This is a genomic window from Vreelandella xerophytica (genome assembly GCF_968048975.1).
In genome coordinates, this window is record NZ_OZ309106.1 from 1,321,333 (window position 1) to 1,344,870 (window position 23,538).

The 23,538-nt window shown below is 62.5% G+C and carries 18 protein-coding genes; 11 read left to right on the plus strand and 7 right to left on the minus strand.

The genetic code is table 11. The annotated features are described in order from the left end of the window. Positions 1-145: 145 nt before the first annotated feature. From ACWF8S_RS06305 to ptsP, 3 genes are read right to left on the minus strand one after another with little or no spacing between them, the layout of a single operon-like run. Positions 146-1,876, minus strand: a complete 1,731-nt coding sequence (locus ACWF8S_RS06305; RefSeq protein ID WP_447555989.1) for a PTS fructose-like transporter subunit IIB — start codon at positions 1,874-1,876, stop codon at positions 146-148. Beyond that, positions 1,876-2,841, minus strand: coding sequence for a 1-phosphofructokinase (gene pfkB / locus ACWF8S_RS06310; protein ID WP_447555991.1), 966 nt, complete (start codon positions 2,839-2,841; stop codon positions 1,876-1,878). The genes ACWF8S_RS06305 and pfkB overlap by 1 nt, the downstream gene beginning before the upstream one ends. Beyond that, positions 2,841-5,732: a phosphoenolpyruvate--protein phosphotransferase gene (ptsP, locus tag ACWF8S_RS06315; RefSeq protein WP_447555992.1), complete on the minus strand. Its 2,892-nt coding sequence runs from the start codon at positions 5,730-5,732 to the stop codon at positions 2,841-2,843. The genes pfkB and ptsP overlap by 1 nt, the downstream gene beginning before the upstream one ends. A gap of 212 nt (positions 5,733-5,944) precedes the next feature. On the opposite strand from ptsP, the gene cra reads away from it, so the two are divergent. Next, on the plus strand, positions 5,945-6,931 hold the full coding sequence (gene cra, locus ACWF8S_RS06320; protein WP_447555993.1) for a catabolite repressor/activator: 987 nt from the start codon (positions 5,945-5,947) through the stop codon (positions 6,929-6,931). Positions 6,932-6,944: 13 nt separating this feature from the next. Here cra and ACWF8S_RS06325 read toward each other — a convergent pair whose 3' ends face one another. After that, positions 6,945-7,439 (minus strand): methylglyoxal synthase, encoded by a 495-nt coding sequence (locus tag ACWF8S_RS06325; RefSeq protein ID WP_447555994.1) that lies wholly within the window; start codon positions 7,437-7,439, stop codon positions 6,945-6,947. A gap of 38 nt (positions 7,440-7,477) precedes the next feature. Continuing rightward, positions 7,478-8,941 (minus strand): pyruvate kinase, encoded by a 1,464-nt coding sequence (pyk, locus tag ACWF8S_RS06330; RefSeq protein ID WP_447555995.1) that lies wholly within the window; start codon positions 8,939-8,941, stop codon positions 7,478-7,480. 299 nt (positions 8,942-9,240) lie between these two features. Between pyk and gap the strand changes: the two genes are divergently transcribed. From gap to ACWF8S_RS06350, 4 genes are all read left to right on the plus strand, one after another. Then, complete coding sequence (gene gap, locus ACWF8S_RS06335; RefSeq protein ID WP_447555996.1) at positions 9,241-10,245, plus strand: type I glyceraldehyde-3-phosphate dehydrogenase; 1,005 nt, start codon at positions 9,241-9,243, stop codon at positions 10,243-10,245. 201 nt (positions 10,246-10,446) lie between these two features. Next, positions 10,447-10,968 (plus strand): DUF3455 domain-containing protein, encoded by a 522-nt coding sequence (locus ACWF8S_RS06340; protein WP_447555997.1) that lies wholly within the window; start codon positions 10,447-10,449, stop codon positions 10,966-10,968. 137 nt (positions 10,969-11,105) lie between these two features. Further along, the gene (locus tag ACWF8S_RS06345; protein ID WP_447555998.1) at positions 11,106-11,666 is read left to right on the plus strand and encodes a sigma-70 family RNA polymerase sigma factor; all 561 of its coding nucleotides are present in this window, start codon (positions 11,106-11,108) and stop codon (positions 11,664-11,666) included. Next, the gene (locus ACWF8S_RS06350) at positions 11,663-12,367 is read left to right on the plus strand and encodes an anti-sigma factor (RefSeq protein WP_447555999.1); all 705 of its coding nucleotides are present in this window, start codon (positions 11,663-11,665) and stop codon (positions 12,365-12,367) included. The genes ACWF8S_RS06345 and ACWF8S_RS06350 overlap by 4 nt, the downstream gene beginning before the upstream one ends. A gap of 3 nt (positions 12,368-12,370) precedes the next feature. Here ACWF8S_RS06350 and trkA read toward each other — a convergent pair whose 3' ends face one another. Beyond that, positions 12,371-13,744, minus strand: a complete 1,374-nt coding sequence (gene trkA, locus ACWF8S_RS06355) for a Trk system potassium transporter TrkA (protein WP_447556001.1) — start codon at positions 13,742-13,744, stop codon at positions 12,371-12,373. A 205-nt stretch (positions 13,745-13,949) separates the two neighbouring features. Between trkA and kdpF the strand changes: the two genes are divergently transcribed. The 6 genes from kdpF to ACWF8S_RS06385 are packed head-to-tail and all read left to right on the plus strand — an operon-like array spanning position 13,950 to position 21,871. Next, complete coding sequence (kdpF, locus tag ACWF8S_RS06360; RefSeq protein WP_106376159.1) at positions 13,950-14,030, plus strand: K(+)-transporting ATPase subunit F; 81 nt, start codon at positions 13,950-13,952, stop codon at positions 14,028-14,030. 9 nt (positions 14,031-14,039) lie between these two features. Beyond that, on the plus strand, positions 14,040-15,731 hold the full coding sequence (gene kdpA / locus ACWF8S_RS06365) for a potassium-transporting ATPase subunit KdpA (protein ID WP_447556003.1): 1,692 nt from the start codon (positions 14,040-14,042) through the stop codon (positions 15,729-15,731). 10 nt (positions 15,732-15,741) lie between these two features. Further along, the gene (kdpB, locus tag ACWF8S_RS06370) at positions 15,742-17,778 is read left to right on the plus strand and encodes a potassium-transporting ATPase subunit KdpB (RefSeq protein ID WP_447556004.1); all 2,037 of its coding nucleotides are present in this window, start codon (positions 15,742-15,744) and stop codon (positions 17,776-17,778) included. A gap of 11 nt (positions 17,779-17,789) precedes the next feature. Beyond that, positions 17,790-18,473, plus strand: a complete 684-nt coding sequence (gene kdpC / locus ACWF8S_RS06375) for a potassium-transporting ATPase subunit KdpC (protein ID WP_447556005.1) — start codon at positions 17,790-17,792, stop codon at positions 18,471-18,473. 1 nt (position 18,474) lies between these two features. Next, a complete protein-coding gene (locus ACWF8S_RS06380) occupies positions 18,475-21,159 on the plus strand; it encodes an ATP-binding protein (RefSeq protein WP_447556006.1) in 2,685 nt (894 codons plus the stop codon). Then, positions 21,149-21,871, plus strand: coding sequence for a response regulator (locus ACWF8S_RS06385; protein WP_447556007.1), 723 nt, complete (start codon positions 21,149-21,151; stop codon positions 21,869-21,871). The genes ACWF8S_RS06380 and ACWF8S_RS06385 overlap by 11 nt, the downstream gene beginning before the upstream one ends. On the opposite strand, the gene ACWF8S_RS06390 is transcribed toward ACWF8S_RS06385, so the two are convergent. Then, the gene (locus tag ACWF8S_RS06390) at positions 21,868-23,358 is read right to left on the minus strand and encodes a TrkH family potassium uptake protein (RefSeq protein WP_447556008.1); all 1,491 of its coding nucleotides are present in this window, start codon (positions 23,356-23,358) and stop codon (positions 21,868-21,870) included. The two genes, ACWF8S_RS06385 and ACWF8S_RS06390, sit on opposite strands and share 4 nt — an antisense overlap. Positions 23,359-23,538 lie beyond the last annotated feature (180 nt).

Consider the following 23,538-nt stretch of genomic DNA (forward strand, 5'->3'; position numbering starts at 1 on the left):
GCGCCTTTACTCTGTTTATTATGTAAAAATACTACATCAAGGCGCGCTGGTAACAATGGGTGGCCATAAAAAAAGCGCCTTCGACGTAATAAAACGGTGCGAAAGGCGCTTTATCCGATGGGCCGGCGTCATACCAGCGCGTGCATCAGCTGGCCACGGCGACCTGAGCGGCGCCGCGCTTGAGAAAGGCGTAGCTCACGCCGGTAATCAGGGAGCCCGCGACGATGGCCCCCAGGTACAGAAATGCCGGCGTGATCGCGCCCGGGATCAACAGCACGAAGATGCCGCCATGAGGCGCCATGAGCTTCGCCCCGATCAGCATCGAGAGCGCGCCGGTCACCGCGCCGCCCACGATACAGCAGGGAATCACGCGCAGCGGGTCCTTGGCGGCGAACGGAATCGCGCCTTCGCTGATGAAGCAAAGCCCCAGCACGAAGGAGGCCTTGCCCGCCTCGCGCTCGGCGGCGGCGTACTTGTAGCGCGCCAGAAAACTTGCGATGCCCATGCCGATCGGCGGCACCATGCCCGCCGCCATCACTGCGGCCATCGGCCCATAGGTGTTCGAGGCGATCAGGCCCACCCCAAAGGTGTAGGCCGCCTTGTTGATTGGCCCGCCCAGATCGACGCACATCATCGTGCCCAGCAAAAGCCCCAGGATGACCGCGTTGGTGGAATCCAGCGAGGCAAGATAGTTCTCCAGCGCCCCGAGAAGTGCGGCCACCGGCTCGCCGATGATGTACACCATGACCAGGCCGGTCACAAGGCTTGCTGCGAAGGGAATGATCAGAATGGGTTTGAGCGACTCGACGCTCGAGGGCAGCTTGACGAAACGAGTGACGGCCAGCGCCACGTAGCCCGCCAGAAAGCCCGCGAGAATACCGCCGATGAAGCCGGAGCCGATGTCGGCGGCGAGCATGCCGCCGATCAGCCCCGGGGCTATCCCTGGCCGGTCGGCAATGGAGTAGGCGATATAGCCTGCCAGCACCGGCACGATCAGCCCCATGGCGCTGCCGCCGATCTGCATCAGCGCGGCGGCTAATGTACCCGGCTCTTCAAACGCCTCGATACCGAAGACAAACGACAGTGCGATGATCAACCCGCCTGCTACCACCATGGGCAGCATGAACGAAACGCCGGTCAGAAGGTGCTTGTAAACGCCTTTTTCCTTGAGGCTCTTGCCCTCATTCGCGTGGGGCGTGGCGTCGGCCCCCTCCACGCTTGCCTGTGCCAGGGCCGCTTCGATGGTCGCTCGCGATTTCTTCAGCGCCGACCCGGTCGAGGTGCGATATACCCGTTTGCCCGTGAAGCGAGTCGGATCGACTTCGATATCGCAGGCGAGGATCACCACGTTCGCCGCTTTGATCTCCTCATCGGTGAGCTTATCCTGCGCGCCCACCGAGCCTTGAGTTTCCACGCGAATCGAGTGGCCCAGCGCTTTACCCGCATCGATCAGCGCTTGCGCGGCCATGAAAGTGTGGGCAACACCGGTGGGGCAGGCGGTGACGGCCACTATGCGCTGACCGCCGGGGCTTGCCGCGACGCTTGTCGAGGCGGTTTCCGGGGGCGTGTAAAGCGGCGCCTCGCGCTTGGCGGTGGCCAGAAATGCCTCTGGATCAGGCAGCGCCTGGGCAATGGACGCCTGGTAGAGACGCTTGTCGGCAAAGCGTGCGGGGGTTGGTACATGGTCGGCTGCCACCACGATCAAGTCGGCCTGGCTGATCTGCTCGGCGCTCGGGGCATCCACCGGCGCCAGCTCGCTGTGCATTTCAACGTGTACCTTCCACCCCTGGCGCTTGGCCGCCTGCTCCAGACGCCTGGCGGCAAGGAAGGTGGTGGCCATGCCGCTGGGGCAGGCGGTAATCAGAATAACGTTCATCACAGAGCTCCCTCGGTGCGGCTTACGTGCAGGTGCTGTACCCGAGTGCGTTGTAGGAGTAAGGAAAAATCATCGGCCCAGGCGTTACCCACGCCCACATGGCGGACGGATTCGGCGGAAAGAGCAGTGGCGAAGCGCAGCGTCTGTTCTTCTGCGTGGCCGCTCAGCAGGCCGTGCAGCATGCCGGCCACGAAGGTGTCACCGGCGCCCACGGTGTTGACCGCTTGAACCTTGGGCGGCGTTGCCTGCCACGCCCCTTGGGCATTGACCCAGATGACGCCTTCGGCGCCAGCGGAAAGCAGGGCTTGGCGAACCCCCACCTGGTGAAGCCGCGTGGTGGCGATCAATCGGCTCTCCTGGCTTTCAAGGGGGTCTTCCGCCCAGTCGGCAAGCTCGCTCTCGTTGGGCTTGACCGCCTCCGGGGCGATGTCGATGGCGCGCAGCAGGGCATCGCCGCTGGTATCCACCCAAAGCGGCACGCCGGTGGTCTTCAGGCGGGCCAGAAACTCGCCGAAGGCCGTCAGACCAAGTCCCGGCGGCAGGCTGCCTGCCACCAGAACGGCGTCGGCGGGGGAGTCCGTGATCTGCTGCTCCAGAGTAGCGAGCAGGTTGGTCATTTGATTCGCATCGACCGCGATGCCGGGGCCGTTGATATCGGTGACCCGGCCGCTCTTTTCCGCCAGCTTGGCATTGATGCGCGTTTCACCCGGCACGCGCACAAACGCATCAATCACGCCCATCTGCTGAAAGGCGCGCTGGAAGGGGCCGTCGTTATCGCGGCCCAGAAAACCGCTGACCACCACATCGTGGCCAAGCGCTGCCAGCACGCGGGCCACGTTGACGCCCTTGCCGGCGGCTTCCAGCTGGGCGTGCTGTGGGCGGTTGACGGCCCCCAGCGTCAGCGTATCGAGCGCGAAGGCGAGATCCAGCGCGGGATTGAGAGTAATACACGCTACGCGAGCCATCAGCGGACCTCCAGCGCGTCGCGCACATCGATGCTGGTGGCCTGCGCAAGCGCCAGTTGGGCGCTTGACTGGGCATCCAACAGGTCGAATTCACGCAGGCGCGCCTTCACCATCGGAATCTGCCGCGCGCTGACGGAAAGCTCGTCGACGCCAAGGCCTACCAGCACCGGGATGGCGGCAGAGTCGGAGGCAAGCTCGCCGCAGACACCTACCCATTTCCCTTGGGCGTGGGCGGCCTCGACGGTCATTTGAATCAGGCGCAGCACTGCCGGGTGCAGGCCATCGGCCTGGGCGGAAAGCGCCGGGTGGCCGCGGTCGATCGCCAGGGTGTACTGGGTCAGGTCGTTGGTGCCGATGGAGAAGAAATCCACTTCGGCGGCAAGGCTCGGGGCCAGCAGGGCGCTGGAGGGAATCTCGATCATCACCCCAAGCTGTACATCGGTTGCCCGCTCATTGAGGGGTATTTCGGCCAGCAGGCGCTCGAAGATCGCCTTGGCGGCGCGGAACTCGGCCACGTCCTTGACCATGGGCAGCATGATACGCAGCCGCCGGGCGCTTGCGTCGGCAACCGGGGCAGCAGCCATCAACAGCGCGCGCAGCTGGGTTTCCAGCATCTCGGGCTCGGTCAGGGCCAGGCGGATGCCGCGCAAGCCAAGGAACGGATTGTCTTCCTGGGGCACGGGCCAGTAGGGCAGCGGCTTGTCGCCGCCCACGTCCAGCGTGCGCGCCACCAACGGGCGTCCGTTCAAGGCATCGAGCGCCTGACGGTACTCGGCGGTTTGCGTGGCAAGGTTTGGGGCGCTCGAGTGCGCCATGAACAGAAACTCGGTACGCAGCAGACCCACCCCTTCGGCGCCGCGCTCGACAGCGTCTTCGGCGTGGGCGGTGTTGCCCAGGTTGGCGGCTACCTCGACCGGGTGGCCGTCGCGGGTTTGCGCGGCTTCAAAGCGCCGCTCCCAGGCATCGGCTTCGCGGCGCTGAAGGTCCAGCAGGTTCTGCTCGGCGCGTTGCAGGCGCTCTTCACTGGGTGAGGGAATCACCCGGCCGCGCTCGCCATCCAGAATCATCATGCTGGCGTTGTCGAGCGCCATGACCGCCTTCCCAGCACCCACCACCGCCGGGATGCCCAGCGCGCGGGCGAGAATAGCGCTATGCGCCGTGGCGCCGCCGCGCTCGGTCAGAAGACCACGCACTCGCGAGGTATCCAGACGGGCCACGTCCGAGGGGCCGATATCGTCCATCACCAGAATATAAGGATGCTCCGGCGGTTCGGGCAGCGTGACATCACACAAGATGCTTAGCACCCGGCGGCCGACATCGCGCAGGTCGGCGGCGCGCTCGCCCAGCAGCCGGTCGGCCAGCATCTCCTGGGCGTGGGCGGCGGTGTCGATGGCATCCCACCAGGCGGCCTCTGCCGAGCGGCCTTCACGAATGGCGTCTTCTGCGGCGCGATGCAGCTCCGGGTCGTCGAGCATCTCTTCGTGCATGGAGAGAATGTCTGCCACTTCGCCGCCCGGGGCGTTGCGCACCAGCGCTTCAAGCTGCGCGACGCCTTCGGCAATGGCATTGTGCAGGCGGCCGAGTTCGCGGTCCGGGTTGGCGGCATGCTCGGCGTAGTCAAACTGCTGGGGACGCATCACGAAGACCGGGCCGATCGCCAGGCCCGGCGAGGCGGCAATGGCGGTATGCGGCGTGTCCGCGGCCAGCGGCTCGATCGCCGGTTCCTGAGTGGTTTGCTGATGCGCTGGGCGCTCGCGGCCACTATCAAAAGGCGAGACCTTTTCACCCAGACCGTTCTCGATGGCCTTTGCGATTTCGTCAAGCGCTTGCGGGGCCTGGCTGCCTTCGCCGGAAAGCACCAGCCACTGGCCACGCCGCGCACCGAGGCCAATCACCTTGGTCAGGCTGGCGGCAGAAACGCTTGCGGGGCTACCTTCTTCCAGGCGCACGTTGATTGCCACTGGCTGGGCGCGGGCCACCTGCACCAACTGCTTGGCCGGGCGGGCGTGCAAACCGTGAGGGTTGAGCACGCGTACGCGCAGGGTGTGGGTATTGGCAGTTTCACCGGCCATTCTTGCCAGCACCTGCGAGGCGTGAGCGCCCAGCAGCGCCTGGCTGTTGCCGTTTTCAAGCACCTGTTGAAGCTGTTCGAGAAGCGGGCGATGGTCGCTGCCCTGGGCCGCCAGGCAGAAAAGCCCATGCAGGGCATGGCCGTTCTCTTCCAGGTGGTGATCCGCGGGGGTGGCCACGCCAAGCGCGGGCTGTCCGACACCACTTGCGCTGCTGGCAAGCCAGTAACCATCGCCCAGCCATACCGGCGGCCTGTCGGCGATATCGGCAATGAAGCGGTTATCCACACAGCCGCTCTGGCGCAGCCGGGCAGCGGCGGCCAGGGCGAGTTCCTGGGCGCTCTGGGCGGGAAACTGCAGGCACAGGGTGTCGCTATCAAGCTTTGGCGTTGCAACGCTCTTGGACAGCAGGCGGGCCACCTCGTCCGCCGAGCCGGCCGCCGCGAGGGCGTCCGCCACACCGTCGCGGTCCAGCACGTGAGTCAGTGCGCGCAGGATATCCAGGTGTTCGTCGTTCTGCGCGGCAATGGTGACCAGCACAAAAACACGATTGCCGTCGTGCCACTCGATGCCTTCTGGAAACTGCAGGACGCGCACGCCGGTTTTCATGACATGCCGGCGGCTTTCCGGCGTGCCGTGGGGAATGGCAATGGCATTACCAAGATAGGTGGACGACTGCGCTTCACGGGCATGCAGGCCGTCACGATAGCCGGGTTCCACCAGCCCTGCGTCAGCCAGCACCCGGGCGGCTTCATCCAGCGCTGCTTGCCAGGTATCCGCCTGGCGGCTGAGCAAGATGTCATTCGGGCCCAGTGTGAGCATGCAATTCTCCTGTAAAGACGAGTCCGTTGATGGCCCGGCGGTAACAAAAAAGGTGACCCAGCGCCGCGCTTTCGGGATTGAACGATGCCCGTAGTTGATGGTGATCATGCTGAAACGATTCACCACAAGGCACAAGGGGTGTGTTTTTAGACTTTGGTGGGGGCTTAGTCAAGGCGCTGGTACACTCATGGGGCTTAATGTGAGGATACAACATGACACTTGCCGATATCGCCCGGCTCGCCGGCGTCTCGCGCACCACTGCCAGCTATGTCATCAACGGTCAGGCAGCGCAGCGCCGCATCAGTGCCGCCACCATCGAAAAAGTGCTGGCGGTGGTGCGCGCGCATCGCTATCACATCGACCCTCAAGCGGCCGCGCTTCGCCGCGGGGCCAGCCGGCTGATCGGGCTGATCGTGCCAGATCTCGAGAACATGAGCTACGCCCGGCTGGCCAAGCGCCTTGAGCGGGGCGCGCGGGAGCGGGGCTATCAGCTTCTGGTGGCAAGCTCGGATGACGGCGCCGAGAGCGAGCGCGCCCTTGCCCTGGCACTACGGGCCCAGCGCTGTGAAGTACTGATTACCGCCAGTTGCCTGAATCCGGATGACCCTTTCTACTCGGAACTTGCCGATGAGGGATGGCGTATCGTGGGCGTCGACCGGGGGCTCGCGGCCGAGCGCTTTGCAAGCGTGGTAGGCGATGACTTCGAAGCGGCGCAAAAGCTGACCCGCTCGGTCGTCGACGACACGACTCGGCGGGTTGCCTGGATCGACGCGATGCCGGCGCTCTCGATCAGCCGTGAACGCCGCGCCGGGTTCGAAGCGGTAATGAACGAGTGCGGGGCAGCGGGGCAGGTTCTGTGCGCCAGCCGCTACGAGCGCAGTGAAGGGGCAGCGCTTGTCGCTCGGCTTTATGGCGAAAGCGGGCAGGTAGATGCGATCATCACCGCCTCTTATTCGTTGCTGGAAGGGGTCTTCGACCACTTCTTGCAGCGCGGCGGGCTACCTCAAGGGCTCAGGCTCGCCACCTTTGGCGATCATCGGCTGCTGGATTTCCTGCCTCAACCGGTCAATACCGTCGCGCAGGATTACGAGCGCATGGCTCAGTGCACACTGGACTGCGCGCTGGGCGCCATCGAAGGTCGCGTTCAGGCCGGCCGTCAGGTGGTGGCGCGTAACCTGCGCACCCGGCAGGTGTCTTGAATCATCCTTACATTCACGACTGCGTGGCGGGTTCCGGTGTGCGCGCCTGAGCCCAGGCCTCGGCATCGGGAATCATCATGGCGTACTCCTGGTCGATGTAGCTCGAGGAGAGCATGAAATCGGCACTTGCCGCGTTGCAGGCCACCGGCACGTTCCAAAGCGCGGCCAGGCGCAGCAATGCCTTGACGTCCGGGTCGTGGGGCTGTGGGGCGAAGGGGTCCCAGAAAAAGACCAGAATATCCAGGCGCTGTTCGGCGATACGCGCACCGATCTGCTGATCGCCCCCGAGCGGGCCGCTCATCAGGCCTTCCACTTCGAGTCCCAGCGCACTTTTCAGCCGCCGGGCCGTAGTGCCGGTCCCCAGCAGGGTGTGCTCGCTCAAGGTTTGCTGCCAGCGGCCCGCCCATTCGAGCAGTTCGCTTTTCTTGCCATCGTGGGCAATCAGCGCGATACGCTTTTTAGCGGCAAGCCGGCGCGTGGCCTGGCGGGGTGGGCGCGCATCAAACATGGAAGTGTCTCCTGGTTGTTCTAGTCGAGGTATGCCGCCTAGGCGTCCACCACGAGAACCTTCATCGTGTTGGTGCCACCGTGAGCGTTCATGTGATCGCCCCGGGTAAGAATGACATGCTCGCCCGGGCGCGCCAATCCCCGGGCCTTGAGTAGTTCAAGGGCCTGGCGGTTCACATCAGCCGCTTCCATGTCGGAGGTATCGAAGGGGATCGAGACCACGCCGCGATAAAGCGCCATTCGCCGCTGGGCAATCGGGCTGTGGGCAAGGCCTACGATGGGCAGCGCCGAACGAATCCGTGAGGCGATCAAGGGGGTATAGCCTGTCGAGGTCATGCAGGCAATGGCGCGCACGCCGGTCAAGTGGTTGGCGGCGTACATGGCGGAAAGTGCAATGGTTTCGTCGATACGCTCGAAGCCTTCGTGCATGCGGTGACCGGAGGACTGGGCAATGCGCTCGCGCTCGGCGCCCAGGCATACCCGGTCCATGGCCTCGATGGTTTCCACCGGGTAGTCGCCCGCAGCGGTCTCGGCAGAGAGCATGACCGCATCGGTGGCGTCCAGCACGGCGTTGGCCACGTCGAAAACCTCGGCCCGGGTGGGCAGGGGTGACTCGATCATCGACTCCATCATTTGCGTGGCGGTAATCACCGCCCGGTTGAGCGTGCGGGCGTGCTTGATGATGCGCTTTTGCGTGCCGATCAGCGCTTCATCGCCGATCTCAACGCCTAGATCCCCCCGGGCCACCATGACCGCCTCGCTTGCCACGATAATGCCATCCAGCGTTTCGTCGTCGGCAACCGCCTCGGCGCGCTCCAGCTTGGCGACCAGGCCAATTTCACGGCCCTCCTCGCCGAGAAGCGCCCGGGCTTCGTGCATGTCAGCGGCGCTGCGCGGAAACGACACCGCCAGGTAATCGACCCCGATGGCCACGGCAGTCTTGAGATCCTCTTTATCCTTTTCGGTCAGCGCCGGGGCAGAGAGGCCGCCGCCCTGTTTATTGATACCCTTGTTATTGGAGAGCTTGCCGCCAACGTACACACTGGTATGAACTTGCTGGCCTTGAATGGCGGTAACATCCAGAACCACGCGGCCATCGTCCAGCAATAGCCGGTCGCCCGGGGCCACGTCGTCGATCAGCGCCGTGTAGTCGCAGCCCACGCGCTCGGCGGTGCCACTTTGACTATCGAGTGCCATGTCCAGAATGAACGGATCGCCTACCTTCAAGGTAACGAAGCCTTCGATAAAACGAGCGATACGAATTTTAGGGCCCTGAAGGTCACCAAGCGCGGCAACGCTCCGGTTGAGCCGGGCAGCAATTTCCCGTACTTCCTTCAAACGGCGCCGATGATCTTCGCCAGAGCCATGAGAGAAGTTGAGGCGCACCACGTCGACTCCTGCCTCGAGCATGGCCTCGAGCACACCCGGGCGGTCGCTGGCGGGTCCGAGCGTTGCCACGATTTTGGTGCGACGTAAGGGGGTATAGGGTGCAGTAATGCTCATGAGGACGGCTCCTTGGTGAACGTCGGCTGGCGCTTTGCACGATGGTCACCGCTGATCAAGCAGCCATTGACCATCAGCCATTAACTATTGGACTAAGATAGCGTTTTTATAGTAATTTTACTACATATAGGGCAGAAGGCCGTTACAGCGCGCGCTTATTCGCCTTTAAACGACCGAAAAGTTACTTTTTGCCACATTCTTGTAATTTTTTTACCGACTTCGTATTTTCTTGTCGCTTCAAGCCGCTTTTCTTGAATCGTCATGCAAGTAGTGACTCAATTAGCCAAGCGAGGTGCCCCATGAGCATTAAAGTTGCCATCAACGGTTTTGGCCGCATCGGCCGCAACGTATTGCGCGCACTTTATGAAAACGGCTACCGCGACCGTATCGAGGTCGTGGCGATCAATGACCTGGGCGAAGCATCGCTCAATGCCCACCTGCTGCGCCATGATACGGTTCACGGCCACTTTCCTTTCGCCGTGGAGCATGACGAGCAAAGCATCACGGTAGACGGCGACCGTATCGCCATCTGTTCCGAACGTGACCCTTCGAACCTGCCCTGGAAAGCGCTGGGCGTGGACCTGGTGATGGAGTGCACGGGGCTTTTCTCCAAGCGTGACGCCGCTGCCAGGCATATCGAGGCCGGTGCCGGTCGCGTGCTGATTTCAGCGCCGAGTCCGGATGCCGACGCTACCATCGTGTTCGGCGTCAATGACGATACCTTGACCGCCGAGCACAAGGTGGTTTCCAACGCATCCTGCACCACCAATTGCCTGGCGCCGGTGGCCAAGGCACTCAATGATGCCGTAGGAATCGAAAACGGCCTGATGACCACCGTTCACGCCTACACCAACGATCAGAATCTATCGGATGTGTATCATTCGGACCCTTACCGGGCGCGCAGTGCCACGCACTCGATGATCCCGACCAAGACCGGTGCGGCGGCAGCGGTGGGCCTGGTACTGCCGGAACTCGATGGCAAGTTCGACGGTCTGGCAGTTCGCGTGCCGGTGATCAACGTTTCTCTGGTGGATCTGACCTTCACGGCCGGGCGCGATACCACCAAGGAGGAGATCAACGCCATCATGGAAAAGGCAGCGGCCGACTCGAAAGTGTTGGCGGTCAATGCGCAGCCCCTGGTTTCCATCGATTTCAACCACGATGCGAACTCGTCCACCTTTGACGCCAACCACACCCGGGTGAACGGACGGTTGGTGAAAATCATGGCCTGGTACGACAACGAGTGGGGCTTCTCCAACCGTATGCTTGATACCGCGCTTGCGATGCAGCGCGTCGCCGCCTGATCCCGTCCACGCGTGATGAAGCCGTGGCTTGCCACGGCTTTTTTGTATCTGTGAGCCAGAAAGATTCGCTAAAAGGAAAGGCGCCTTAAAAGCCGGACGAAATAAATTTTAAAAAATCTGCATCCAAATCGGCGGCTCGTGTGTATCCCTTATACAGCCGCCGACAAGTGCGGTTGATAATAACCCTTTAAGGAGACTGAAATGACTATCCAACACCTTACGCGTGCCACGTTAGCCACTGCCTTGATCGCATCCTTCAGTCACGCTGCTCTGGCCGATACACCAGAGGACGTCCAGGTACCGGACGGCAACACCATCGTCCTCGAAACCGTCGGCGTTGGCACTATCAAGTACATGTGTGAAACCAACGACGCCGGCAACGTCGAATGGGTATTCAAGGGCCCGAGCGCTGCGCTCAACGACAGCGACGACAACCAGGTAGGCAGCTACTACGGCCCGCCCGCTACCTGGGAAGCGATGGACGGCTCCAAAGTGACCGGCACCCAGCTTGCCACCGCCGATAACGGTGACGACAACATTCCGCTTCAGCTGGTTGAAGCCAACCCGGCTGAAGGCGAAGGCGACATGAACGGTGTCACCTATATTCAGCGCCTGAACACCGAAGGTGGTGTGGCGCCGGACATGGCCTGCGACTCGGATCACGAAGGCGCGACTGCCATCGTAACCTACCAGGCTGACTACGTTTTCTGGACTGCTGAGTAAGCTCGACCGCCTGCCTTTCATTGAGGCACGCTGGTCTTCGCCTCAGTAAAACTAAGGGCTCGTATCGCGGGCCCTTAGTCGTTATGCTACCTCAGCGCACGAGGGGTTGAATCGGCGCGTTACGAGGGAGCAAGGACGTGTCTGATAACACTCAAGAATTCGATTACGCCGATACGTTGGTTCGCTGCGCCCGCGGCGAGCACGATGCGCTTCATGCACTCTACCGCCAGGAAGGGGCGCGCATGCTCGGCGTGGTACGCCGAATGGTCAAGGACCGCGGCATGGCGGAGGATATCGTTCATGATGCCTTTATCAACATCTGGCAGCGTGCCGATACCTTTGACCCGGACAAGGGCAGCGCCCGCACCTGGATTTTCAGTATTGCCCGTCATCTGGCCCTGAACGCCATTCGCCAGCGTGACAGGATAACGCACGGTGAATTCGACGCGGATGCTCTGCAGCTTGAGGACGACTCACCCCCGCAAGGGCAGACCGAGGACGTTTTCGACTGGCAGACCGGTCAGCGAATGGACGAATGTTTAAAAGAGCTTGAAGCCGAACGACGCAACTGCGTGCTCCAGGCCTATGTCGATGGTTTAAGTCATGCAGAAATTGCCGCCCATACGGGGGCACCACTGGGCACGGTCAAGGCCTGGATCAAGCGAAGCCTGGTGCGTTTACGGGAGTGTATGGCATGAAAGCGCCCACCGAGAATGACGACAAGCACGCCCAGGCGGGCGAATACGTCCTGGGTACGCTCCCTTTTACCGAACGCCAGGCCTTTGAAGCGCGGCTGAAGAACGACCCCGCGCTGGAGCAGGCGGTGCTCGATTGGGAAGAGCGTTTCTTCCCCTACAACGCGCTGACCGAACCCTTGCCCCCCAGCGATTTTCTATGGCCGCGTATTCAGCGAAGCCTGGACGAGCGCCGCCAACCAGCGCCCGTTGCCTCTGCCGGCCTCTGGCAGCGCGTTGCCCTTTGGCGCGCCGCGGCAGGTGCAGGCATCGCCGCCACCGTATTGATGGCTGCGCTTTTATTGCTGCAGCCCGAAGGTCCTTCTACGCCACAATACATGGTGGTGCTGCTCGCCCCGCAGAACCAGTCTGCCGGCTGGGTGGTTCAGGCCGCCAACCGCCAGCAGATCGAGCTGATTCCACTGGGCGCGTTTGACGTTCCCGAAGGCAAGGCGCTGGAGTTCTGGACCAAGGCCGACGACTGGCAGTCGCCGGTGTCCCTTGGCCTGGTGGCGCCGGGCGAGCCTGTACGCCTGAACCTGGACACACTGCCGCCGCTCGAGGACAACCAGCTTTTCGAGCTGACCCTGGAAGACGACACCGGCTCGCCTACCGGCCTGCCCACCGGGCCGATCGAGTACATCGGCCGGGCGGTGGAAATCTAGCGGTTAGAAAAAGCTCAAGCCGACCTGGAAAAGCCGTTCCACGTCGCGGATCCGGCGCTTGTCGATCACGAACAGAATGACGTGATCGCCGCTTTCCACCACCGCCTCGCCGTGGGCGATGATCACCTCCTTGCCGCGCACGATCGCCCCGATGGTCGTGCCCTCGGGCAGGTCGATATCGCGCACCGCCCGGCCCACCACCTTGGACGAGTGTCTGTCGCCGTGGGCGATGGCTTCGATGGCCTCCGCCGCCCCCCGTCTGAGCGAGTGCACGTTGACGATATCCCCTCGGCGCACGTGGGTCAGCAGGCTGCCGATGGTCGCCTGCTGGGGCGAGATCGCGATATCGATATCGCCGCCCTGGACCAGGTCCACGTAGGCGGCGTTGTTGATCAGCGTGAGCACCTTCTTGGCCCCCAGACGCTTGGCGAGCAGCGACGACATGATGTTCACCTCGTCGTCGTTGGTCAGCGCGCAGAAGATGTCGCAATCCTCGATGTTCTCCTCTTCCAGAAGCCGCTTGCTGGTGGCGCTGCCGTGAAGCACCACGGTGCGGTTCAGCCGCTCGGAGAGAGTGGTGCAGCGCTCGAGGCTGTGCTCGATGATCTTGACCTGGTGGCTGTGCTCGAGGTGCTCGGCCAGGCGCTCGCCGATGTTGCCGCCGCCGGCGATCACCACCCGGCGAAAGCCCCGCTCGACCCGTCGAAGCTCGCTCATCACCGCGCGGATGTCGCGCCTTGCGGCGAGAAAGAACACTTCATCGTCGGCCTCGATGACCGTGTCGCCCCGGGGAATGATCGGCCGGTTGCGCCGGTAGATCGCCGCCACCCGGGTATCCACACTCGGCATGTGGCGGCCCAGAAAGGCCAGATCCTGGCCCACCAGCGGACCGCCGTAGAACGCCTTCACCGCGACCAGCTGCACGAGCCCGCCGGCGAACTCGAGCACCTGAAGGGCACCGGGGTGCTCGATCAACCGGCGCACGTGGTCGGTGACCACCTGTTCGGGGCTGATCAGCACATCGATGGGAATGGCCTCGTGGGCGAACAGGCCCTTGCGGGTCAGATACGGCGTGGCGCGAACCCGAGCGATCTTGGTGGGGGTACGAAACAGGGTATGGGCGACCTGGCAGGCGATCATGTTGACTTCGTCGGAGTTGGTCACCGCGATCAGCATGTCGGCATCCTCGCAGCCGGCCTGGCGCAGCACGATGGGGTAGGAACCGGCGCCGGTGACGGTGCGAATATCGAGCTTGGTATGCAGCTCACGCAGCTTGGCCGCGTCCGTGTCCACCACGGTGATATCGTTCTCTTCACGAGCGAGATGTTCGGCCAGGGTGCCGCCGACCTGGCCGGCGCCGAGAATGATGATTTTCATCTGGGGGAAACCCACTTAAGCAACAAGAGGCTTGATAGTCCCCTATCCGCGGGGAAGCTGTCGAGGGCGCCCGGCCTGCAACCTCACTAAAAACGCCTTGAATGGCGTTTTTTTACGTCTTTTTAACGCCTGACGCCCCAAACGGCATCGAATTTTTACGCCTGCACTTCTTATGCTCGTTGGGTCAATCACAGGAGGCGTATTGATGAATATTGTACTGCTGATCATCGCGACGGTTACGGCCACGTATCTGTTCTACGCATTAATCTGCCCCGAGCGTTTCTAGGAGATCGCCATGAACGACATGATCGCCATTTACGCACTGGTGGCACTTTTGAGCGTGCCACTGGGGCTCTACATTGGGCGGGCGCTGGGGAGCAGGCGAACCCGAATGGATACGCTGTTCGCCGTCATCGAAACACCTATCTACCGCCTGGCGGGTATCAAAAGTCACCAGCGCATGAGCTGGCAGGCCTATGCGCTGGCGATTTTGAAGCTGCACGTGGGGCTGATCCTGATGGCCTGGCTTGTGTTCATGTTCCAGGGCGTGCTGCCGTTGAACCCGGATCGTATCGCCGGTATGCCCTGGGACACCGCGCTGCATACGGCGGTATCGTTTGCGACCAACACCAACCAGCAGCACTACTCGGGCCAGGCGCAGCTTTCACACCTGAGCCAGACGCTCGCGATTGTCACGCTGCAGTTTCTGACCCCGGCTACGGGGCTTGCGGTGCTGGTGGCAATCGCGCGCACGCTGTTGATCAAGCGCGGCGCCAGCGTGCTGAAAGGAGTGGGCAACTACTACCAGGACCTGACCCGCGGCGTGGTACGCGTTCTGCTGCCCCTGGCCGTCGTGGTGGCGCTGCTGCTCACCTGGCAGGGCGTACCAGCAAGCTATCAGGCGGCGCCTCAGGTTGAAATGCTGGATCCCCAGGTCGAGGAGGTACAGTCCATTCCGCTCGGGCCGGTGGCCTCCATGGTCGCCATCAAACAGCTGGGCACCAACGGTGGTGGCTGGTACGGGCCCAACTCCAGCGTGCCGCTCGAGAACCCCACGCCGGTTGCCAACGTGATTGAAACCGCCTCACTTACCCTGATTCCGGTGGCGCTTCTGTTTGCCATTGCCCTGATCAGCGGTCGTCGGCGGCTCATGCTGGGGGTGGGGGCGGTGATGCTGGTGTTCTCGCTTGTCTCCACTTCGGTGGTGGTCTACTCCGAACGGATGCCCAACGCCGCGCTGATCGAGCTTTCCCAGCCCGGGGCCAACCTGGAGGGCAAGGAGCTGCGTTTCGGCACGGACCTGTCCGCACTTTGGGGCAGCTGGACGACCCAGACCTCCAACGGCTCGGTCAACGCCATGCACGATAGCTTCAACCCCATGGGCGGCATGATGCTGCTGATGGATATGTTCGTGAACGTCACTTTTGGGGGCGTGGGCGTGGGGCTGATCGGTTTTCTTCTCTACCTGATGCTGGCCGCTTTCGTGGGCTCGTTGATGGTCGGACGGGCGCCGGAGCTTTTCGGCAAGCCTCTGGAAACCCGCGAGATGCGCTGGATATCTCTGGCCATCCTCGCTCAGCCGCTGATCATTCTAGGGCTTTCGGCGCTGACGGTTGCCATGCCCGGCACTGCGCAGACCTCAAATCCTGGTTTTCACGGCCTGTCTCAGGTGCTCTACGAATTTACCTCGGCATTCGCCAACAACGGCTCTGGCTTCGAGGGGTTGGGGGACGATACGCCTTGGTGGAACTTGGCCTGCGTTGTCGCTCTTCTGGTGGGTCGTTTCCTGCCCATGCTGGTACCGTTAGCCGTGGCCGGGTGGCTTGCAGGCAAGCGCACCGCTCCCGCTGGCCGGGGGACGCTACCCATGGATAGTCCTGCCTTCATGGGGCTGACTGCCGGGGTGATCGTGATTGTCAATCTGCTGGGCTTTTTGCCGGCATTGGTGCTGGGTCCCATTGCCGAAGCCGTCGTGCAGGGCTTCTAGGAGAAACGAGATGTCAGATACACAGTTAGCCAGCAAGCCGCGCCGTTCGCTGCCCGTGGGGCAGGTCGTCATCGGGGCGCTCAAGGGACTCGCACCGCGGCTTTTGGCTCGTAATCCCGTCATGGCGGTGGTCGCCATTGGCACCGTGGTGTGCTTTGCGCTGACCCCCGTGGCCTTTGCCCAGGGTGAAAACGGTGGCTTTGCCCTGGCCATTGCGCTGCTGCTGCTGGCCACGGTGCTGTTCGCCACCGGCGCGGAGTCGCTGGCGGAGTCACGCGGCAAGGCGCACGCCGGGGCACTGCGCAAGACCAAGGGAGAACTCACCGCGCAGAAGCTTGATGCCGATGGTTCGATCAACCCCGTGTCCGCCGATTCTCTGCGCCGCGGCGACAGGGTAAAGGTCGTAGCCGGGGAGCTGATTCCAGCCGATGGCGATATCGTAGAGGGCGCCGCGTCGATCAACGAGTCTGCAGTGACCGGCGAGTCCGCCCCGGTACTGCGCGAAGCCGGTACCGATAACAGCGGTGTCAGCGCGGGTACCAAGGTGCTGTCGGATCAGCTGATCATCGAAGTGAGCGCCAACCCCGGCGAGTCGCTGCTGGATCGCATGATTGCCCTGGTCGAAGGAGCCAGCCGCCAGAAGACGCCTTCGGAGCTGGCGCTGTCGGTGCTGCTGGCCATGCTCACCTTGGTGTTTCTGATCGTGGTGGTGACACTGGTACCCATGGCCGCCTTTGTCGGCGTGGAAACGTCCACGGTGATGCTGGTGGCGCTGCTGGTATGTTTGATTCCCACCACCATCGGTGGCCTGCTGCCGGCCATCGGCATTGCCGGCATGGAGCGCGCCCTGCGCGCCAACCTGGTGGCCAAGTCGGGCAAGGCCGTCGAGATTGCCGGCAGCATCGACACGTTGCTGCTGGACAAGACCGGCACCATTACCCTGGGAGATCGCCGTGCCACGGAGTTTGCCCCCTGCCAGCAGGTATCGCGTCAGCGCCTGCGCGACGTGGCGTTTTTGACCTCACTGGACGACCCGACCCCGGAAGGCCGCTCGATTGTCGCGCTTGCCACCGAGCAGGGCGTGGATAGTCAGCTCAGTGAAGAGGCCGACGGCGCCACGTTTGAAGCCTTCAGCGCACAGACCCGGCTATCCGGCGTTGACCTGACGAGCGGACGCACGCTGCGCAAAGGGGCACCCAACGCCATCGCCGCCTGGGTGACGGCGCAGGGCGGCGAGATACCCGGCGACTACGAGCAGGTGATTGCGCGTATTTCCCGAGACGGCGCCACGCCCATCGCCGTGGCCGAAGGCAAGCAACTTCTGGGCGTGGTGGCACTGTCTGACGTGATCAAGAGCGGTATTGCAGAGAAGTTTGCCGAGCTGCGTGCCATGGGCATCAAGACGGTCATGATCACCGGCGACAACCCGATCACCGCCTCGGCGATTGCCGCCACGGCAGGGGTGGATGACTACATTGCCGAGGCGACCCCGGAGCGCAAGCTGGCGCTGATTCGCGAAGAGCAGGCTAGCGGCCGCCTGGTGGCCATGGTAGGGGATGGTACAAATGATGCGCCCGCGCTTGCCCAGGCCGATCTTGGTCTGGCGATGAACTCGGGCACTCAGGCCGCCCGCGAAGCCGCCAACATGGTGGATCTGGACTCCGACCCCGGCAAGCTGATCAGTGCGGTGGAAATCGGCAAGCAGCTGCTGGTGACCCGGGGGGCGCTGACCACGTTTTCGCTGGCCAACGACGTTGCCAAGTACTTCGTCATTCTCCCGGCTCTGTTTGCCGCGAGCATTCCAGCGCTTGGCGTGCTGGATGTGATGAATCTGCACTCGCCCACCTCGGCGGTGCTGGCCGCGGTGCTGTTCAATGCGCTGACCATTCCTGCGCTGATCCCCTTCGCCCTGCGCGGGGTGTCGGTCAAGGCTGCCTCGGCCACGGAGCTTCTGCGTCGCAATCTGCTCATCTATGGGCTCGGCGGGCTGCTGCTGCCGTTCCCTGCCATCAAGCTGCTGGACATGCTGATCGCCCTGTTCCTTTAGGAGAAACATCGATGGAAACCGTTGAGAACGTCGAGCAAGAAACGTTACACGTGAAAGACGAGGCACTTCAGACACGTGCTTCGTGGAGCAGCGCGCTGCGCTTTCTGGCCGTGATGGCAGTGCTCCTGGGGCTTGCCTACCCCCTGGCCACCACCGCCGTCGGCGGCTGGCTGTTTCCCGAACAGGCGGGCGGCAGCCTGCTGCGAGACACCTCTGGAAGGGTCATCGGCTCCCGCCTGGTCGCCCAGACCTTTGTCGGTGATGACTACTTTATCGGCCGTCCCTCTGCCGCGGGTAACGATGCGGTCAGTGTATCCGGCTCCAATCTGGCACCCAGCAACGTGGCGCTGCGCGAGCGGGCCGAGGCGGAGGCCCAGGCCATTGCCCGGCGTGAAGGTGTCAGTGTCGATCAGATACCTGTCGATCTGATTACCGCCTCCGGTTCCGGGATTGACCCGCATATCTCACCGGAAGCCGCCAGGCTCCAGGTGGCAAGGGTAGCGCAGGCGCGCCAAATCGACGAAGCTAGCGTGAGCGCGCTGCTCGAGCCTGCCCTGGAACATACCGGCTGGCTCGGCTCGCCGGTGATCAACGTGCTGCGCCTGAACGCAAGTCTGGATGAACGCTACCCGGTTGCACCCGGGGATGACTCGCCAGCCGGCACGGGCGATGCCCCTCTCAACCCCTTGGAGTGACATGATGTATTCAGCGGATCAGCGGCCCGATCCCGATGCATTGCTCAAAGCCGCGCGCCGAGAAGCACGCGGCTGCTTGCGTGTCTTTCTGGGCGCCGCTCCTGGCGTTGGCAAGACCTATACCATGCTGCGCACCGCTCGCGAGCGCATGGAGGAGGGCGAGGATATTGTGATCGGGGTGGTGGAGTCTCACGGGCGCGGCGATACCGAGGCGCTGTGTGAAGGTCTGGCGCGGATTCCACTAACGCCCCTGCAGCACCATGGCCGAACGTTTCACGAGTTCGATATCGATGCCGCCCTGGCGCGCCGCCCCGGCATTTTGCTGGTCGATGAGCTTGCCCATCGCAATATCCCCGGCAGCCGCCACGCAAGACGCTATCAGGATATCGAGGAGCTTTTGGAGGCGGGCATCGACGTGTGGACCACGGTCAATGTCCAGCATCTGGAGAGCCTCAACGATGATGTCGCCCGGATTACCGGCATCCGCATGCGCGAAACCGTACCCGATACGCTGCTCGAGCGCGCCCGCGATGTGTCGCTGGTCGATCTCACACCCGAGGAGCTGCTCGAGCGTCTGAGACGCGGCAAGGTGTACATCCCCGAGCAGGCCCGCGCTGCCATGGAGGGGTACTTCAGCGAGTCGAATCTCAACGCGCTGCGCGAGCTGGCCATTCAGACCATGGCCGAGCGGGTCGATGCCGATGTGAAACTGGCCATGGATGCCGGCGGGCGGGCCGGGCCCTGGCCGGTCCGCCCGCATCTGGTCGTGGTCGTCAATGGCGGCGATGATGATATATCGCTGGTGCGTGCGGCTCACAGGATGGCCGAGCGGCGCCTGGCCGTGTGGCGCGCGGTGTATGTCGACAAGGGCGCCGACAGCGCCGAGCAGCAGCTGGCCATCGAGCAAACCTTCAGTCTGGTGACCCGGCTTGGGGGCGATTCGTTGCGCCTGCCGGGGCAAAGCCAGTTGAGTGAAGTACTCAACTACGCCCGTACCATCAATGCCACCACGATCATGGTAGGGCGCGAGGCCAAGCGCCATTGGCGGCCCTGGTCTCATTCCTTGGCCCAGCGGCTGATGGACCGAGCCGAGGCATTCGATATCGTCGTGGTGGCGGGAAGGCCTAAAAGCTACCGAATGTCGCGCCGTGCTGGTATCAAGCTCCCCCCTTCGAAGCTGATCGCTACAAGCCTCGGGGTCATGGTCTCACTCGGCGCGGCGCTGCTGCTGGAGCCCTGGCTGGAGCTTGCCGATCTATCGCTGGTATTTCTAGTGGCTGTGTTGTTCAGCGCTTTGTGGGCAGGTACTACCATGGCCATGTTCAGCGCCGTGGCCGGTTTTTTCGCTTTCAATTTCTTTTTTACCCAGCCTCGGCTGACCTTTGCGATGGTGGAACGCGGCCAACTGCTGACCGTGGTGCTGTTTTTTTTAGTGGCGCTGGTGGTCGGCCAGCTAGCCGGGCGCGGCCGTCAGCGGCTGCTGGCCCTGCGCGCAAGCCGCGACCAGACCCAGCTGCTTTTGCGCTATGCCGAGCAGCTTTCCATGGCTACCGACAGCGCCGGCGTTGCCAGGGTGGGGGTCGATACGCTAGTGGGCCGTTTTGCAGTGCCTACCGCGTTCATCGAAAGCGCCGAAAGCGCTACCGAAGTACGTGTTCTACATGCGCTTCCGGCGTCCGAACCCCTGGATATCACCGCCAGGCAGGCCGCGGTATGGAGCTGGCAGCACCAAAAGCCCAGCGGTCGGGGTACGCCAACGCTTAGTCAGCAAGCTTGGCGGTTGACGCCGCTGACGGTGCAGGGTCGACCCGTGGGAATGCTCGCCCTCAAGCTGGCGGCTAGCCCCAGGGCCTTGAGCCACGAGCAGGAGGCCCTGATGGACACCCTGGTGCGCCAGCTCAGCATGGCGCTGGAGCGTACTCATCTGGTCGCCGAACTAAGTGCCACACGGGTCTCGGAGGAAAACGAGCGGCTTCGTTCGGCGCTGCTCTCCTCGGTCTCCCACGATCTGCGCACGCCGCTTGCCTCCATCATCGGCTCAACCAGCTCGCTGATCGAGCTCAAGCCCCAGTTGAGCGATGATGACCAGCGCGAACTGCTCGACGGTATTTTGTCCGAGAGCGAGCGCCTCAACCGCTATATCCAGAACCTTCTGGACATGACGCGTCTGGGCTACGGCACGCTGAAGATCGAGCGCGATTGGGTGTCTTTCGATGACGTGATCAATTCAGCGCTCAAACGCCTGGGGAACGCCATGAAGCATGTGGTGGTTCGCCGCTTCTGGCCTGCATCGCTCCCGCTCTTGTATGTGCATCCGGCGCTGGTTGAACAGGCGCTGGTCAACGTGCTGGACAACGCCCAGCGGTTTTCACCGCCGGGTGGCGAGCTTTATATCAAGGCGCATCTGCGTGAAGAGGAGCCTGCGATGCTGGTAATCACCATTGAAGATCAAGGCCCGGGGATTTCCTTTGAGCTGCGCGAGCAGGTCTTCGACATGTTCTACAGCGGCGGTGACGGCGACCGCAGCGCTCATGGCAGCGGTCTTGGGCTTGCCATTTGCCGGGGCATGATTGGCGCCCATGGCGGCACGATCAGTGCCGATACCGGTAAAAGCGGGCAGGGTACTGCCATCGTCATTACGCTACCGCTGCTGGATAGCGACCCAAGGAGAGCCGATGAAGAGTGAAGGCAACGGGCGTGTCCTGATCGTCGACGACGAGCCGCAGATCCGACGTTTTCTGCGTATCAGCCTGGCCTCTCAAGGCTATATCGTGCTGGAGGCGGAGAACGGTGAGCAGGCACTCGGTATGACCTATACCCAAGCACCGGACGTAGTACTGCTCGATCTGGGTCTGCCTGACATGGAGGGCCACGATGTATTGCGGGGTATCCGCGAGTACACCAGCGTGCCGGTGATCGTGGTGTCCGTGCGGGACAGGGAAGAGGAAAAGGTCACTTCGCTGGATAACGGAGCCAATGATTACGTCACCAAGCCCTTCGGTATTCAGGAACTGCTCGCCCGGATCCGGGCTGTGCAGCGCCAGGCGCACCGGGCAAAGGGGGAGGCCGAGGCCAGTCGTTATAAAAGCCAAGGGCTTGATATCGATCTTGAGCTGCGCCAGGTATTGCTGAACCAGTCATTGGTGCATTTGACCCGCAAGGAGTTCGCGGTACTGGCGCGGCTTTGCCGTCATGCCGGCCGGGTCGTGACTCAGACTCAATTGCTCAAAGAGGTGTGGGGCCCCACCCACGTGGACGATACCCATTACCTGCGCATCGTGATCAGCAGGCTGCGCCAGAAACTGGGCGACGACCCCCAGGCCCCAATGCTGCTTCAGACCGAAGCCGGGGTGGGGTACCGACTATTGGTGGAGCCCGAACCCAAGAGTAGCCGCTAGCGGCGCCAGAACATCGGCGTCAAGAGCACCACGACGGTGAGGATTTCCAGACGGCCCATCAGCATGCCGATGCACAAGAGCCACTTCGCGGCATCGGGTAGAGTGTAAAAGTTACCCGCCGGGCCGATTACATCGCCAAGCCCCGGGCCCACGTTGGCCACCGCCGTGGCTGCCCCGGAAACGGCGGTCACGAAATCGAGCCCGAGCATGGAAAGCGCCAGCGCCAACGCCGCGATGGTCAAAAAGAAGAAAAACGAGAAGGCAATGACCCCGCGGGTGACTTCACCACTCACCGGCTGGCCGTTGTAGCGCGTGGTGAACACGCCGTTGGCGTGAATCAAGTAGCGCAGCTGGTTACGCAGCATCAGCAGGGCGATCTGAAAGCGAAACATCTTCATGCCACCGCTGGTCGAGCCACTGCAGCCGCCCATGAACGTCAGATAGAAAAACGCCGTGACGGGCAGCGTTCCCCAAAGCGTATAGTCGTCGGAAGCGTAGCCGGTCGTGGTCACCACCGAGATCACGTTGAAGGTGACGTGGGTGATCGAGGTAAACCAGGGGTCGCCATGAGCAATGCGCCAGGCGCTCAACAGCAAGATGGTGACCAAGAGCAGCTTCAAGAGCCCGCGTACCTGCCGGTCGTGCCACAGGGCAGTGTGCATACCGCGTAGAAAGCGAATGTAGAGCACGAAAGGCAGCGCGCCGCACAGCATGAAAAAACTCGCCAGCCACAAAAGCCAGGGCATTGGCGAGTAGGCGCCAAAGGAGGCGTCCGAGTTGGCAAAGCCTCCGGTGGCCAGTGACGTCATGGCGTGTACGACGGCATCGATAGGTGCCATGCCGCCGAACCAGTAACTTGCCATGGCCAGCAACGTCAGGCCGACATAAACACCGAGGGTGGCCTTGGCGATACCGCCGGTGCGAGGCATGACTTTATCCGACCAGTCGGAAGATTCGGTATGGAAAAGGCGCATGCCGCCCACTTTCAGAAAGGGCAGAATGGCAATGCCCATCACGATGATGCCGATCCCGCCCATCCACTGCATCAGACCGCGCCAGAGTTTCAGGCCATCGGAGAGGTGTTCGATGCCCACCATTACCGTCGAGCCGGTGGTGGTGATGGCAGACACCGATTCGAACACGGCGTTGGTAACGCTCAGCTGGGGCGCTCCCAGAATCAGCGGCAGGCTGGCAAAGCCGCTGACGCTTAGCCAGCTGGCCGCGGTTAGCACAAACATCTGCCAGGGTTTAAGCTCGACAGGAACGCGATGCGTGACCACCAATGAAAGACTGGCGACGCTCACAACGAGCAGCACCGAGTAGATGAACGCCTCTGCGTCCGGGTCGTTCTCCCACAGCAGCACGCCAAGAGGCACCAGCATAAAGAGCGCCAGAATCATCCAGAGCACTGCAAGGATTCTGAGCACAGGCGCCCAGAGGCGCTTGATGTCCCGGTGCTTTAGGATACTCACGTTTAAAGAAGGCATGCTCGACCATCCAGATAACGACACTGGGCTATCTCAGCACGTGAAGGTATAAAAAGTCTGTAAAAATACCCCAGAGGTTCGTTTAAAGTGATGCATTACCCTGTACCCAGCGGCTTTTTCAAGACAGGTAAGCAAATCGCTAGCGTTTAGTAGTAAAATTACACATTTTTTTGCGTATAG

Excerpts from the sequence above, each read along its gene's own strand:
- ACWF8S_RS06305 (WP_447555989.1), bottom strand. The coding sequence starts at position 1,876 with ATGAACGTTATTCTGATTACCGCCTGCCCCAGCGGCATGGCCACCACC.
- pfkB (WP_447555991.1), bottom strand. The coding sequence starts at position 2,841 with ATGGCTCGCGTAGCGTGTATTACTCTCAATCCCGCGCTGGATCTCGCC.
- ptsP (WP_447555992.1), bottom strand. The coding sequence starts at position 5,732 with ATGCTCACACTGGGCCCGAATGACATCTTGCTCAGCCGCCAGGCGGAT.
- cra (WP_447555993.1), top strand. The coding sequence starts at position 5,945 with ATGACACTTGCCGATATCGCCCGGCTCGCCGGCGTCTCGCGCACCACT.
- ACWF8S_RS06325 (WP_447555994.1), bottom strand. The coding sequence starts at position 7,439 with ATGTTTGATGCGCGCCCACCCCGCCAGGCCACGCGCCGGCTTGCCGCT.
- pyk (WP_447555995.1), bottom strand. The coding sequence starts at position 8,941 with ATGAGCATTACTGCACCCTATACCCCCTTACGTCGCACCAAAATCGTG.
- gap (WP_447555996.1), top strand. The coding sequence starts at position 9,241 with ATGAGCATTAAAGTTGCCATCAACGGTTTTGGCCGCATCGGCCGCAAC.
- ACWF8S_RS06340 (WP_447555997.1), top strand. The coding sequence starts at position 10,447 with ATGACTATCCAACACCTTACGCGTGCCACGTTAGCCACTGCCTTGATC.
- ACWF8S_RS06350 (WP_447555999.1), top strand. The coding sequence starts at position 11,663 with ATGAAAGCGCCCACCGAGAATGACGACAAGCACGCCCAGGCGGGCGAA.
- trkA (WP_447556001.1), bottom strand. The coding sequence starts at position 13,744 with ATGAAAATCATCATTCTCGGCGCCGGCCAGGTCGGCGGCACCCTGGCC.
- kdpF (WP_106376159.1), top strand. The coding sequence starts at position 13,950 with ATGAATATTGTACTGCTGATCATCGCGACGGTTACGGCCACGTATCTG.
- kdpA (WP_447556003.1), top strand. The coding sequence starts at position 14,040 with ATGAACGACATGATCGCCATTTACGCACTGGTGGCACTTTTGAGCGTG.
- kdpB (WP_447556004.1), top strand. The coding sequence starts at position 15,742 with ATGTCAGATACACAGTTAGCCAGCAAGCCGCGCCGTTCGCTGCCCGTG.
- kdpC (WP_447556005.1), top strand. The coding sequence starts at position 17,790 with ATGGAAACCGTTGAGAACGTCGAGCAAGAAACGTTACACGTGAAAGAC.
- ACWF8S_RS06380 (WP_447556006.1), top strand. The coding sequence starts at position 18,475 with ATGATGTATTCAGCGGATCAGCGGCCCGATCCCGATGCATTGCTCAAA.
- ACWF8S_RS06385 (WP_447556007.1), top strand. The coding sequence starts at position 21,149 with ATGAAGAGTGAAGGCAACGGGCGTGTCCTGATCGTCGACGACGAGCCG.
- ACWF8S_RS06390 (WP_447556008.1), bottom strand. The coding sequence starts at position 23,358 with ATGCCTTCTTTAAACGTGAGTATCCTAAAGCACCGGGACATCAAGCGC.